The sequence below is a fragment of the Blautia sp. HCN-1074 genome, assembly GCF_037890165.1.
GTDB lineage: Bacteria > Bacillota > Clostridia > Lachnospirales > Lachnospiraceae > Blautia_A.
On the sequence record NZ_JBBKBP010000030.1, the window covers coordinates 21532 to 34328 of the forward strand.

Sequence of the window (12797 nt, forward strand, 5' to 3'; positions counted from 1 at the left end):
AACTGCCATAGCAGATTTTACAGGACGCTCGAGGAATCTATGTTACTGTGGACAATGCAGTAACACATAAAGAATATTATTAAGGAGGCACCACAAATGCTGAATAAAAAATCTGTTGATGATATCAACGTAAAAGGTAAAAAAGTTCTTGTAAGATGTGACTTCAATGTTCCGCTTCAGGATGGTAAGATTACAGATGAGAACCGTCTGGTTGCAGCTCTTCCTACAATCAAGAAACTGATCGCTGACGGTGGAAAGATCATTCTTTGCTCTCACCTTGGAAAACCGAAGGGAGAACCGAAACCAGAATTATCTCTTGCACCGGTTGCTAAACGTCTTTCCGAATTATTAGGACAGGAAGTTAAATTTGCAGCAGACCCGGAAGTAGTAGGACCAAACGCAAAAGCAGCAGTAGCTGAGATGAAAGACGGAGACGTTATCTTACTTGAGAATACACGTTACCGTGCAGAAGAAACAAAGAACGGAGACGAATTCAGCAAAGAACTCGCTTCCCTTTGTGATGTATTTGTAAATGATGCATTTGGTACAGCACACAGAGCACACTGCTCTAACGTTGGTGTAACTAAATATGTTGATACAGCAGTTGTTGGTTACTTAATGCAGAAAGAAATCGATTTCCTTGGAAACGCCGTAAACAATCCTGAGAGACCATTCGTTGCTATCCTTGGCGGAGCTAAGGTTTCCAGCAAGATCTCTGTAATCAATAACCTTCTTGATAAAGTAGATACTCTTATCATCGGTGGTGGTATGTCCTATACATTCTCCAAAGCTATGGGAGGACATATCGGTGTGTCTCTCTGTGAGGATGATTATCTTCAGTATGCATTAGACATGATGAAGAAAGCTGAAGAAAAAGGCGTAAAACTTCTTCTTCCTGTAGATAACAGAATCGGTGACAGCTTCTCCAATGACTGCAATATTCAGGTTGTAAAACGTGGAGAGATCCCGGACGGATGGGAAGGAATGGATATCGGACCGGAAACAGAGAAGCTTTTTGCTGAGGCTGTAAAAGATGCTAAGACAGTTGTATGGAACGGACCGATGGGCTGCTTCGAAATGCCTAACTTTGCTCATGGTACAGAAGCTGTTGCCAAAGCACTTGCTGATACAGATGCTACAACTATCATCGGTGGTGGTGATTCTGCAGCAGCTGTTAACATCCTTGGCTATGGCGATAAGATGACACACATCTCCACAGGTGGCGGTGCATCTCTTGAATTCCTGGAAGGAAAAGAACTCCCGGGTGTTGCAGCAGCAAACGATAAATAAGTAATTCTATAAGAAGGAGATACAGAATCATGGCAAGAAAGAAAATTATCGCTGGTAACTGGAAAATGAACATGACACCAAGCGAAGCCGTTAAATTAGTAGAAACATTAAAACCATTAGTAGTAAATGACGAAGTAGATGTAGTATTCTGCGTACCTGCAATCGACATTGTCCCGGTTGTAGAGGCTGCTAAAGGAACAAACATCCAGGTTGGTGCTGAGAATATGTACTTTGAAGAAAAAGGTGCATACACAGGAGAGATTTCCCCTGCAATGCTCGTAGACGCTGGTGTTAAATATGTTGTTCTCGGACATTCCGAAAGAAGAGAATACTTCGGAGAAACAAACGAAGACGTTAACAAGAAAATCCTTAAAGCTTTCGAACATGGAATCACACCAATCATGTGCTGTGGCGAAACTCTTACTCAGAGAGAGCAGGGCGTGACAATGGATTTCATCCGTCAGCAGGTTAAAGTTGGTTTCCAGGGCGTTACAGCAGATCAGGCTAAGACAGCAGTTATCGCTTATGAGCCAATCTGGGCTATTGGAACAGGTAAAACAGCTACTACTGAGCAGGCTCAGGAAGTATGCGCTGGTATCCGTGCATGCATCGCTGAAATCTATGATGAAGCAACAGCAGAAGCAATCCGTATTCAGTACGGCGGATCTGTAAATCCTGCAACAGCTCCTGACTTATTCGTTCAGAATGATATCGATGGCGGCCTTGTTGGTGGAGCTTCCCTGAAAGCTGATTTCGGTAAGATCGTAAACTACAAATAAGAATAAAAATTTAAAACTGATTATAAATAGATAATCTTTGTGTCCAAACAGAAGACACCCTGTCCGCTTCAGTTGTCAGGGTGTCTGTTTTTATCTATTATTTAAACAAAAATAAAGAGTAGTTTTTGTGAAACTACTCTTTTCATCTTATAGTGTATTATTTTTTATCTGGTGTGAAAACATCTTTTGTACTTTGGAAAAATATCTTTTGTATTTTGGAGAATAAATCTTTTGTATCTCTTTAATCTGAATTTTAAATATTTATCTTTTGTATTTCTACTACCGATCCGTCGGTGCTTTCCAAATCTGTTTCTTTTGTACATACGAAGTATAGCATATTTTTCTACATTCGTCTACAGAATTCAACAGGAATCTGTTAAAACATTTCGACAATAACTTCTATTATTCGACATTCTGTTGAATGAATAAAGTCAGTATAGCCGGTTATGCCTATATATTTAACTGTTATTTTACAAAAAACTGATAGTATAAGAACTATAAATATGATATTATAGTAATAATTTAGTTTATACTAAAAATGTTTTGAAAAAACATTCTAAACTGTTTGCGATAATGGAATTGCTGTAGATTTATATATCTTAGGGAGGGTGTATGGGAATACTGGGTGTTAAGGTGAAAATCATCGGTGAACAGCTGGAAAGCAAATAATTGAAGCTATCTGATTGCATGAACCTGTTTTCACTGTTATAATGTAAAAATATGTAGAAAACAGACAGTAAACAATAAGTGAAAATAGAAAGCAGGTCAGAGTTTCATGGAAGAAAAAATAAAAAAATGTAGTGTATCAAAAAAATGTGGAAGTTGTCAGTATCAGGGGGTTCCCTATAAAGAACAGCTTGTAGCGAAACAGAAGAAAATGAGCAAACTCCTGAAGAAATTTGGAAATGTAAAACCAATTATCGGCATGGAGGATCCTTTTTATTATAGAAATAAAGTTCATGCAGTATTTGACAGAGATAGAAAAGGAAATATCATCTGCGGAACATATGAGGCGAAAACGCATAAAGTAGTCCCAGTGGAAGACTGCATGATCGAAGATAAGATTAGTCAGGAGATTATTCGCACAATCCGTGATATGCTGAAATCTTTTAAAATAAAAACTTATGATGAGGATACGGGATATGGACTTTTACGCCATGTCCTGGTAAGAAGAGGATTTGCAACAAATGAAATTATGGTAGTTCTCGTTGTAGGATCTCCGGTTTTCCCTTCGAAAAATAATTTTGTAAAAGCCCTGCGGAAAAAATATCCGCAGATTACTACAGTGGTATTGAACGTTAATGACAAGAAAACCAGTATGGTACTGGGTGAACGTGACATAGTCATTTATGGAAAAGGTTTTATCAGGGATATACTCTGTGGATGTTCTTTCCGCATCTCTCCGCAGTCCTTTTATCAGGTGAATCCTGTGCAGACAGAAATTCTGTACAAGACAGCAATCGAATATGCGGGTCTGGGACGAAAGGAAACCGTAATCGATGCATATTGTGGAATTGGTACGATCGGATTGGTAGCGGCGAAAAGAGCGAAAAATGTTATTGGAGTAGAATTAAATTCGGATGCAGTCCATGATGCCAGAATCAATGCCAGAGAAAATAAGATTACCAATGCGCATTTTTACCAGGGTGATGCAGGGGAATTTATGGAAAAAATGGCAGAGAATGGAGAGTGTGCAGACGTTGTATTTATGGATCCGCCACGTACGGGAAGTGATAAGAAGTTCATGTCTTCCGTAATTAAACTTGGACCGTCCAGAATCGTCTATATATCCTGTGGTCCGGAAACACTTGCCAGAGATTTGGAGTATCTTACAAAATATGGTTATGAAGTAAGAAAAATACAGCCTGTAGATATGTTCAGTTTTACAGATCACTGCGAAAATGTTTGTCTTTTGACAAAGAAATTCACAAAATAAATATTATAAATTCGATACATCATAAAGCATACTATAGGATACGAAGTAAAGGTGGGAGTGATTTATGGAAATAAAAAAAGCATCTATGCAAGACTTGGAACAGATTATGCATGTTTATAAAAACGCAAGGAAATTTATGTGCGAAAATGGAAATGAAGAACAATGGGGAGATGATTATCCTTCGACAGAATTGATAAGGGAAGATATAGATAAGATGTATCTTTGTATTTCAGAGGAACAGATTGCCTGTGTCTTCTACTATGCAGTAGAAGAGGATGAGGACTATAGAGAAATCAACGGGAAATGGTTAAATGAAAAGCCTTATGCAGTAGTTCACAGAGTGGCATCTACAGGAATCGTAAAAGGTGCGGCATCTTACTGCCTTGACTGGGTGTATACTCAGTTCCCTAATATTCGAATGGACACGTATAAAGACAATATCCCCATGCAAAAACTGCTGGAAAAATGTGGATTTCAATATTGTGGTTCATTTGAACGCCTGGGAACAGACAAATGGATGGCATATCATAAAGAATAAAAAGAAAACATAGGTAAATAAAAAAACAGGATCATTTTGGACAGGATGTTTCTCCTACTGATTTATAGTAAAAGCGGGAGATTTCCTCAAAATAATCCTGTTTTTTATTGAATCAGGTAAGTTACGCCATCCTTTTTTAAACAAATTAAGGAAATTCCCTGCTTTAATTGCGAAAAGCAATAAGCAGCAAGGGAGACTTACCTGTATATTTTTATTAGAGAAAAATTACATATTTTCAGTAATCTGACGTGCTACATAAACACCGCTTGCAGAAGCGTGAGACAAGGAATGAGTTACGCCACTTCCGTCACCGATAATATATAATCCTTTGTATCTGCTTTCCAGATTTTCATCAATCTCAACTTCCATGTTATAGAATTTAACTTCCACACCATAAAGAAGAGTATCATCATTTGCTGTTCCCGGAGCAATTTTGTCCAGAGCATAGATCATTTCGATGATTCCGTCAAGAATACGTTTTGGAAGAACGAGGCTTAAATCGCCAGGAGTAGCTGCAAGAGTAGGACGTACCATACCCTCTTCAATACGGGCAACAGTGCTTCTTCTTCCACGTACTAAATCGCCGAAACGCTGTACGATTACACCACCACCAAGCATATTGGAAAGACGGGCGATACTTTCGCCGTATCCGTTACTGTCCTTAAATGGCTCGGAGAAGTGCTTAGCAACTAACAGCGCAAAGTTTGTGTTCTCTGTCTGTTTGGAGGGATCTTCATAGCTGTGTCCATTAGCTGTAACGATGCCGTTGGTGTTTTCGTTTACAACGATACCGTAAGGATTCATACAGAAAGTTCTTACATTATCTTCGAATTTCTCTGTTCTGTAAACAATTTTACTCTCGTAAAGTTCATCTGTCAGGTGGGAGAAAATAACAGCTGGAAGCTCCACGCGGACACCGAGATCCACGCGGTTAGATTTAGTAGGGATATCAAGATCTTTACAGACCTGTTCCATCCATTTACTTCCGCTTCTGCCGACAGATACGATACATTTACTGCAGTCAGTTGTGCTGTCTTTGGTAACGATACGATAACCGTTATCCAGAAGTTCCAAGCGCTCTACAGGAGTGTTGAAATAGAAATCTACATGTTCTTTTAATTTGGCATATAAATTTTCCAGAACTACATAGTTAATATCTGTTCCGAGATGACGAACGGAAGCATCCAGCAATTTTAATTTATTTTGCATGCAAAGCTTTTTAAATTTAGTTCCTGCGGTAGAATACATTTTTGTGTCCTGACCGCCGTAGGCAACATTGATCTCATCTACATAACGCATGAGCTCAAGAGCTTCTTTCTTTCCGATATGTTCATAGAGTGTTCCGCCAAAGTCATTGGTGATATTGTATTTACCATCAGAGAATGCACCGGCACCGCCGAAACCGCTCATGATAGCGCAGGTCTTACATTTGATGCAGGTTTTTACCTTATTACCATCGATAGGGCAATGTCTTTTGTCCAATGGATTTCCTTCTTCAAAAACAGCAATCTTGAGATTTTTATTCTGTTTCATCAATTCATAGGCAGAAAAAATGCCGCCAGGTCCGGCGCCAATGATTACTACGTCATATTTCATATATATTACAATCCTTTCACGTGATTTTCCTGAGCTCAGGTATGTTGGTTTGCGCATTACTTTACTCGATAAAAGTATAACACAAATTGAGCGAAAAATCTTTTATTTTTTATGAATGATTTATAGATTAGATTTATAAATAAGGAAGAAAAATAAACATTCTATTGAGTCTTTTCTCTGCAATAAATTAATGAAGAACAAAATGTTCTTTGCGAATTCAGATATATAAACAGAAAATCTTATATTATAAATCTGAATTATTGTTCTTTGGATTCAGTCTCATCCGGAATATGTTCCACAATATCTCCAAAATCGCATTTGAGTATAGAACATAAAATATCAAGACTGCGAATCTCTACATTTTCATTATGGCGGAGTTTATCCAGAAAAGAAGTACTGATGCCATAACGCGTATACAGAGCGTATTGACTGATTCCGCGCTCTTTCATAGTTTTCCATAATTTCCTATAACTTATCATATTGTAATAACCGTCCAATTTGTTCTTGATTACTATCTATTATCGGGTTAAAATGAATGTTATAACAGTGTCGTTATAACGACACTATAAGAGGGAAAGTGATAATGATGAAGTTGATTAAAAAGATAACTACGGAAATTTGTATGGCTGTATTATCAGCGGCAATGTATTATTGTTTTCTGAACGGAGCTCCGCATCAGGGAACAGAGAGACTGTTTTATATGATCCTGGCAGGCATTTTCTGCGTTTCAGTCTGGGCGGCAGTGATGACAACAATTTGGTATATAAAATGGCTTCGCAAAAAGAAAACAGAACTCGAAAACATGGTGGAGATTTTGATTAAAAACGCAGACAAACTTGACAAATAGCCGATTCTGCCCTAGTATAAAAATCAACGAATAAGAAAGGGGAATCCTGTGAAATGAGTGAAAAAGTCATCAAAGCCGCACTGTTAGGATTTGGAACAGTAGGAACAGGTGTATATAAGGTACTGAAGAATCAGGAAGAAGAAATGACAGCTAAAATTGGCTGTAAAGTTGAAATCAAGAAAATCCTTGTCAGAAATATAGAAAAAGCAGCAGCTAAACTTGAAGATACCTCTATGCTTACCAGTCAGTGGGACGAAATCGTAAATGATCCGGAGATTGAGATCGTTATTGAGCTGATCGGGGGAATCAACCCTGCCAGGGAATACATTCTCTCTGCGTTGAAAGCAGGAAAGCATGTAGTATCAGCAAATAAAGACCTGATCGCGGTTCATGGACATGAGCTTCTGGAAGCGGCACATGAGAATAAAGTAGACTTTTTATTTGAGGCAGCAGTAGCTGGAGGAATTCCGATTATCAGACCATTGAAACAGTGTCTGGCAGGAAACCATATGACAGAAGTTATGGGTATTGTGAACGGAACTACCAACTTTATTCTTACAAAGATGACTCAGGAAGGCATGGAATTTAAGGATGCCCTGGCACTTGCCACAGAACTTGGATATGCGGAAGCTGACCCTACCGCAGATATTGAAGGCCTTGATGCCGGACGTAAGGTGGCAATTCTTGCTTCCGTAGCATTTAATTCACGTGTCGTATTCAATGATGTTTATACAGAAGGAATTGCCAAGATTACTTCTAAGGATATTAATTATGCAAAAGAAATGGGACGTGATATCAAGCTTCTCGGTGTTGCCAGAAATGAAGAGGATGGAATCGAAGCCTATGTATGCCCGATGCTGATTCCAAGTTCTCATCCGCTTGCAACTGTAAATGACTCATACAATGCTGTATTTGTTCATGGAGATGCAGTAGAAGATGCCATGTTCTTCGGAAGAGGAGCAGGAGAACTTCCTACAGCAAGTGCAGTAGTAGGTGATGTATTTGACATTGTAAGAAATATCCTGATCGGCTGCTGTGGCAGAATCGGATGCACCTGTTATAAAGAGATTCCGGTTAAGAAGATGGAAGATACACATAACCGATACTTTATCCGCCTTAAAGTAGAAGACCGCTGTGGTGTTCTGGCCGAAATGACGGCAATATTTGCAAAATATCAGGTAAGTGTGGCACAGATTATTCAGAAGGACACCAAGGTAGAAGGCTGTGCGGAAGTAGTTGTGATCACTGAGAAAGTAAGAGAAGGTGATTTCAGAACTGCAATCGAGGAACTGAGAAACAGAGATTCTGTAAGAAAGATTTCTACAATCATTCGTGTTTACGGAAAATAAGATATCGTTTATTGTTATAAACTGCGAAGTAGTTATTCAATACAGAGATGCGCAAAAAAGCAGATTATGAATATCCACTTAATAAGTTGGTAAAACGAAATTAAACAAAGAAGCCAAATACATAAAAAAAAGAATTGAAAAATCCTGAAATTTTGATACTATATAAAGAGGGCACAAAAGCGTGTTATCAGGCATGCAATGAACGATAAAGTGCATCTGTATATAAAAATTTCAGTTGCTGTATGCTAAAATGTACAGTTGTGTACAGTTACATACAGCAATCAATAATGAACACATATAAAAGGAGAACATTATGAGCAAAAAACCAACCGTATTAATGATTCTTGATGGATATGGCCTGAATGACAAAAAAGAAGGCAATGCTGTATATATGGCAAAGACTCCTGTTATGGACAAGCTGATGGCAGAATATCCTTTTGTAAAAGGTAATGCAAGTGGACTTGCAGTAGGTCTTCCGGATGGACAGATGGGTAACTCTGAAGTAGGTCATATGAACATGGGTGCAGGCCGCATCGTATATCAGGAACTTACAAGAATCACAAAAGAGATCCAGGATGGTGATTTCTTTAAGAACGAAGCACTTCTTGCAGCAATGAAGAATGCAAAAGAGAACAATTCCGCTGTACATTTTATGGGACTTCTTTCTGATGGCGGTGTACACAGCCACAATACACATCTCTATGGATTACTTGAGATGGCTAAGAAAGAGGGCGTTGAGAAAGTTTATGTACACTGCTTCCTTGACGGACGTGATACACCTCCTGCATCAGGTAAAGAGTTTGTAGAGGCTCTGGAAGCTGAGATGAAGAAAATCGGTGTAGGTGAGATTGCAACCGTTTCCGGCCGTTACTATGCAATGGACCGCGATAACCGCTGGGATCGTGTAGAGCTTGCATACAATGCTCTTACATCCGGAGAAGGTGTAAAGGGAACTGACGCTGCAGCAGCAGTTCAGGCATCCTATGACAATGACAAAACAGATGAATTCGTTCTTCCTACAGTAATCGAGAAAGACGGACAGCCAACAGGTGTTGTATCTGATAAAGACTCTGTTGTATTCTTTAACTTCCGTCCTGACCGTGCTCGTGAGATCACAAGAGCATTCTGCGATGATGATTTCCAGGGATTTGAGAGAAAAGCAAGACCACATGTCACATTCGTATGCTTCACAGAGTATGATGATACCATCCAGAATAAACTGGTTGCATTCCACAAAGTTCAGCTTCATAACACATTTGGAGAATACCTTGCAGCACACAACATGACTCAGGCTCGTATCGCTGAGACAGAGAAGTATGCACATGTTACATTCTTCTTTAATGGTGGTGTGGAAGAGCCAAATAAAGGCGAGGATAGAATCCTTGTGAAATCCCCGAAGGTTGCAACTTATGACCTTCAGCCTGAGATGAGTGCGCCACAGGTTTGTGAGAAACTGGTAGATGCTATCAAATCTGACAAATATGATGTGATCGTAATCAACTTTGCTAACCCTGATATGGTTGGACATACAGGCGTACAGGAAGCAGCTGTGAAAGCAGTAGAAACAGTTGATGAATGTGTTGGTAAAGCAGTAGAAGCTCTGAAAGAAGTTGACGGACAGATGTTTATCTGTGCTGACCATGGAAATGCAGAGCAGCTTATCGATTATGAGACAGGTGCTCCATGGACTGCACATACCACAAATCCTGTTCCGTTCATTCTTGTAAACGCTGATCCGAAATACACACTGCGTGAGGATGGATGCCTTGCAGATATCGTTCCTACACTCATTCAGCTTATGGGAATGGAACAGCCGGCAGAAATGACAGGCAAATCTCTTCTTGTAGAGAAATAAAAAATTTCAGGTGTAAAGGGCAAACTTCATTATCCTGAAAAAGGTAAAAATGATTAGCGTCCAGCTGAAAAAATTAAACCTTGAGATATGGGAATTTTACTCATATCCCAAGGTTTTTTAATTTTCCCACATAGTAAAAACCCCGAAAACACGGTGATTTTCAAATAAAATATTGATTTTATTTAGTTTCCCGATTGCTGAAATCAGCAAAGGGAGCAGATTTGAGAAAAATGAATAAGGATAATTTGAATTGTCCTTTCGAGGATAGTCAACTTTTTCAAAAACATAGAGAAATTTCCCAAGTTCATTTTTGGGAAGCTCAAAATCCTTGAAAAATGGCACTTTTCTACAAATCCATTTCCCGAAAACAACTCCCAAATTCATTTTTGGGACTCCAAATCTTACTTTTGGGAAAATTTTTGGGAACTAAGTAAAATCGGGAAAGGTGGAAGAAAATGCGGAAAAAATCATTCAAAGGACGTTGCGAAAAACGTATGCTTTCCAAGTGCAGCAGCATATGTCGTACTTATGATCCAATCCAAACTAGCTATGCGGAAATCCTTGAAAACGATCCCGACATAGTAGAAATTCAATGTAATGTCATTTTGGAAGATTTAGAAGACGGAGTGTACATGTCTGACTTCCTATGTACAAAAACCAATAACGAAAAAATGGTAAGAGAGTGTGTGCAAAGAAAACACTTAATGAAGCCATTAACAGTGAAATTACTGGATATATCAAGAGACTATTGGTTAGAACAGGGTATTGAGGATTGGGGGTTAGTAATCAATGAAGAATAATTGCCTTTTAAGAAACGACAACAACATCATAAGAATACTGGATCAGCAGCCAGATAAAAAACTGATAATTGACTGCATAAAACAGACAATGCCAAAATGGGTAAAAACCGAAAACATCAGCTCATTTTTGCTTTGTACAGAACAAGAATTACTCAGTATCACAAATAAAAATATCAAATCTATGGAATCGTTTGATGCGGATAGTCGAAAATTCATTCATGCGCATTTTTCTTTGATTGCCGGAATTCTGCCATTCATTGCAGATAACGCAAAGAGAAATCAGATGATTGAGAATATTTCTGAAGAAATGCATGTAAGCAAACAAACGATACGTCATTATTTATGTCTGTATTTAATATACCAGGACATATCTGTATTAGCACCCAAACAGAAAAAAGAAAAAGAGCTTTCCAAAGATGAGAAAAACATGAGGTGGGCACTTAACAAATTCTTCTATACTAGAAATAAAAATAGCTTACAGACAGCATATACCCTAATGCTGAAGCAGAAGTATTGTGAGGTGAATGGAGAACTGCTGCCAGAATATCCGACCTTCAATCAATTCAGATATTTTTACAGAAAAACAAAAAGTATGCAGACCTATTATATTTCAAGGGATGGGCTGAAAAGCTATCAAAGGAACAACCGCCCATTAACCGGCGATGGTGTACAGCAGTTTGCGCCGAATGTCGGAGTGGGTATGTTGGATGCAACCATTTGTGACATTTATCTTGTGGATGATGCCGGAAATCTTGTAGGAAGACCAGTGTTTACAACTTGCATAGATGCTTATAGCAGCTTGTGTTGCGGTTATTCATTGACATGGGAAGGTGGCATGTACAGTTTAAGAAATCTGATGATAAATGTTGTCACAGACAAGGTGGAATGGTGCAAAAAACATGGAATCATCATAGATAAAAACGAGTGGAATAATAGCCAACTTCCGGGTGTATTGGTTACGGATATGGGATCGGAATATAAATCAGAGAACTTTGAACAATTGGCAGAGTTGGGAGTTACAATAACGAATCTTCCACCATACCGACCAGAATTAAAAGGATCAGTGGAGAAATTCTTTGATTTGGTGCAAGGATATTATAAAAAGCATCTCAAAGGAAAAGGCGTTATAAACCCGGATTTCAGGGAAAGAGGATCGCACGATTATAGAAAAGATGCATGTTTGACTATAAAAGATTTTGAGCGTGTAATATTGCGTTGCATCATCTTTTACAATTCCAAACGTATTATAGAGAATTTCCCATATACAGATCAGATGATTGAAGAAAATATATTGCCGTATGCGAATCGTATATTTGAATGGGGGAAAAATCAACCTGGTGCAAATATGATTTCCGTTAAAAAGAACGAGGTTATTTATTCTCTGCTGCCTAGAACAATCGGTAAGTTTACCAGGTACGGTCTGAAGGTCAATAAAATGAGATATCATTGTGAAGGATATACAGAAGAATATTTGAGCGGTGGCGAAATCAATGTAGCATATAATCCTGATGATGTAACAACAGTGTGGGCATTGATTGGCGGTCAGTATGTGACGTTTGACCTTGTAGAAAGGCGATATAACGGCAAAAATATAGAAGAAGCACAAATACTCAGGGGCAGTCAGAAAACGCTTATATCGGGCGAAAATAGAAAGAGTACGCAAGCCCAGATTGACCTTGCACGCTATATAGAAACCATTGCAAATAATGTGTGCTATAAGTCAGACGTAAAAGTGAAGGATGTTCGCCAAACACGAAAATATGAGACACAGAGAGCGCATATAAACTTTGTAAAGGACGGTGAATAA

At 38.6% G+C, this 12797-nt stretch carries 12 protein-coding genes; 9 read left to right on the forward strand and 3 right to left on the reverse strand.

The annotated features are described in order from the left end of the window. The first annotated feature begins 96 nt into the window (after positions 1-96). The 4 genes from WKT11_RS17760 to WKT11_RS17775 all read left to right on the forward strand — a co-directional run bounded on the left by WKT11_RS17760 (position 97) and on the right by WKT11_RS17775 (position 4543). Positions 97-1290, forward strand: a complete 1194-nt coding sequence (locus WKT11_RS17760) for a phosphoglycerate kinase (protein ID WP_117676995.1) — start codon at positions 97-99, stop codon at positions 1288-1290. Between the two features lie 29 nt (positions 1291-1319). Further along, the gene (gene tpiA, locus WKT11_RS17765) at positions 1320-2069 is read left to right on the forward strand and encodes a triose-phosphate isomerase (protein ID WP_117676994.1); all 750 of its coding nucleotides are present in this window, start codon (positions 1320-1322) and stop codon (positions 2067-2069) included. A 775-nt stretch (positions 2070-2844) separates the two neighbouring features. Beyond that, positions 2845-4005 (forward strand): 23S rRNA (uracil(1939)-C(5))-methyltransferase RlmD, encoded by a 1161-nt coding sequence (gene rlmD, locus WKT11_RS17770; protein WP_118137354.1) that lies wholly within the window; start codon positions 2845-2847, stop codon positions 4003-4005. Positions 4006-4069: 64 nt separating this feature from the next. Further along, positions 4070-4543 (forward strand): GNAT family N-acetyltransferase, encoded by a 474-nt coding sequence (locus WKT11_RS17775; protein ID WP_117676992.1) that lies wholly within the window; start codon positions 4070-4072, stop codon positions 4541-4543. A gap of 225 nt (positions 4544-4768) precedes the next feature. On the opposite strand, the gene WKT11_RS17780 is transcribed toward WKT11_RS17775, so the two are convergent. Then, complete coding sequence (locus WKT11_RS17780; protein WP_117676991.1) at positions 4769-6196, reverse strand: NAD(P)/FAD-dependent oxidoreductase; 1428 nt, start codon at positions 6194-6196, stop codon at positions 4769-4771. A gap of 200 nt (positions 6197-6396) precedes the next feature. Continuing rightward, positions 6397-6588, reverse strand: a complete 192-nt coding sequence (locus tag WKT11_RS17785) for a helix-turn-helix domain-containing protein (RefSeq protein WP_334295130.1) — start codon at positions 6586-6588, stop codon at positions 6397-6399. Positions 6589-6761: 173 nt separating this feature from the next. On the opposite strand from WKT11_RS17785, the gene WKT11_RS17790 reads away from it, so the two are divergent. The 3 genes from WKT11_RS17790 (at position 6762) to gpmI (ending at position 10190) form a co-directional block, all read left to right on the forward strand. Beyond that, positions 6762-6986 carry a hypothetical protein gene (locus WKT11_RS17790; RefSeq protein WP_340285303.1) on the forward strand — a complete coding sequence of 75 codons (225 nt, stop codon included), beginning with the start codon at positions 6762-6764 and terminating at the stop codon, positions 6984-6986. 53 nt (positions 6987-7039) lie between these two features. Beyond that, complete coding sequence (locus tag WKT11_RS17795) at positions 7040-8335, forward strand: homoserine dehydrogenase (RefSeq protein ID WP_118630557.1); 1296 nt, start codon at positions 7040-7042, stop codon at positions 8333-8335. A gap of 313 nt (positions 8336-8648) precedes the next feature. Then, positions 8649-10190, forward strand: a complete 1542-nt coding sequence (gene gpmI, locus WKT11_RS17800) for a 2,3-bisphosphoglycerate-independent phosphoglycerate mutase (RefSeq protein WP_117845607.1) — start codon at positions 8649-8651, stop codon at positions 10188-10190. A gap of 117 nt (positions 10191-10307) precedes the next feature. Here the strand turns inward: gpmI and WKT11_RS17805 are convergent, their stop codons facing one another. Then, positions 10308-10574: a hypothetical protein gene (locus WKT11_RS17805; protein ID WP_138277169.1), complete on the reverse strand. Its 267-nt coding sequence runs from the start codon at positions 10572-10574 to the stop codon at positions 10308-10310. Between the two features lie 71 nt (positions 10575-10645). On the opposite strand from WKT11_RS17805, the gene WKT11_RS17810 reads away from it, so the two are divergent. Both WKT11_RS17810 and WKT11_RS17815 read left to right on the forward strand, forming a co-directional pair. Further along, a complete protein-coding gene (locus WKT11_RS17810) occupies positions 10646-10990 on the forward strand; it encodes a TnsA endonuclease N-terminal domain-containing protein (RefSeq protein ID WP_138277170.1) in 345 nt (114 codons plus the stop codon). Beyond that, entirely contained in the window at positions 10980-12797 is a 1818-nt protein-coding gene (locus WKT11_RS17815; RefSeq protein ID WP_340285314.1) for a Mu transposase C-terminal domain-containing protein, read from the forward strand. The genes WKT11_RS17810 and WKT11_RS17815 overlap by 11 nt, the downstream gene beginning before the upstream one ends.

Coding starts and splice junctions, on each gene's coding strand:
- tpiA (WP_117676994.1), top strand. CDS start 1,320: ATGGCAAGAAAGAAAATTATCGCTGGTAACTGGAAAATGAACATGACA.
- WKT11_RS17795 (WP_118630557.1), top strand. CDS start 7,040: ATGAGTGAAAAAGTCATCAAAGCCGCACTGTTAGGATTTGGAACAGTA.
- WKT11_RS17790 (WP_340285303.1), top strand. CDS start 6,762: ATGGCTGTATTATCAGCGGCAATGTATTATTGTTTTCTGAACGGAGCT.
- WKT11_RS17760 (WP_117676995.1), top strand. CDS start 97: ATGCTGAATAAAAAATCTGTTGATGATATCAACGTAAAAGGTAAAAAA.
- WKT11_RS17815 (WP_340285314.1), top strand. CDS start 10,980: ATGAAGAATAATTGCCTTTTAAGAAACGACAACAACATCATAAGAATA.
- gpmI (WP_117845607.1), top strand. CDS start 8,649: ATGAGCAAAAAACCAACCGTATTAATGATTCTTGATGGATATGGCCTG.
- rlmD (WP_118137354.1), top strand. CDS start 2,845: ATGGAAGAAAAAATAAAAAAATGTAGTGTATCAAAAAAATGTGGAAGT.
- WKT11_RS17805 (WP_138277169.1), bottom strand. CDS start 10,574: ATGAATTTGGGAGTTGTTTTCGGGAAATGGATTTGTAGAAAAGTGCCA.
- WKT11_RS17785 (WP_334295130.1), bottom strand. CDS start 6,588: ATGAAAGAGCGCGGAATCAGTCAATACGCTCTGTATACGCGTTATGGC.
- WKT11_RS17810 (WP_138277170.1), top strand. CDS start 10,646: ATGCGGAAAAAATCATTCAAAGGACGTTGCGAAAAACGTATGCTTTCC.
- WKT11_RS17780 (WP_117676991.1), bottom strand. CDS start 6,196: ATGCGCAAACCAACATACCTGAGCTCAGGAAAATCACGTGAAAGGATT.
- WKT11_RS17775 (WP_117676992.1), top strand. CDS start 4,070: ATGGAAATAAAAAAAGCATCTATGCAAGACTTGGAACAGATTATGCAT.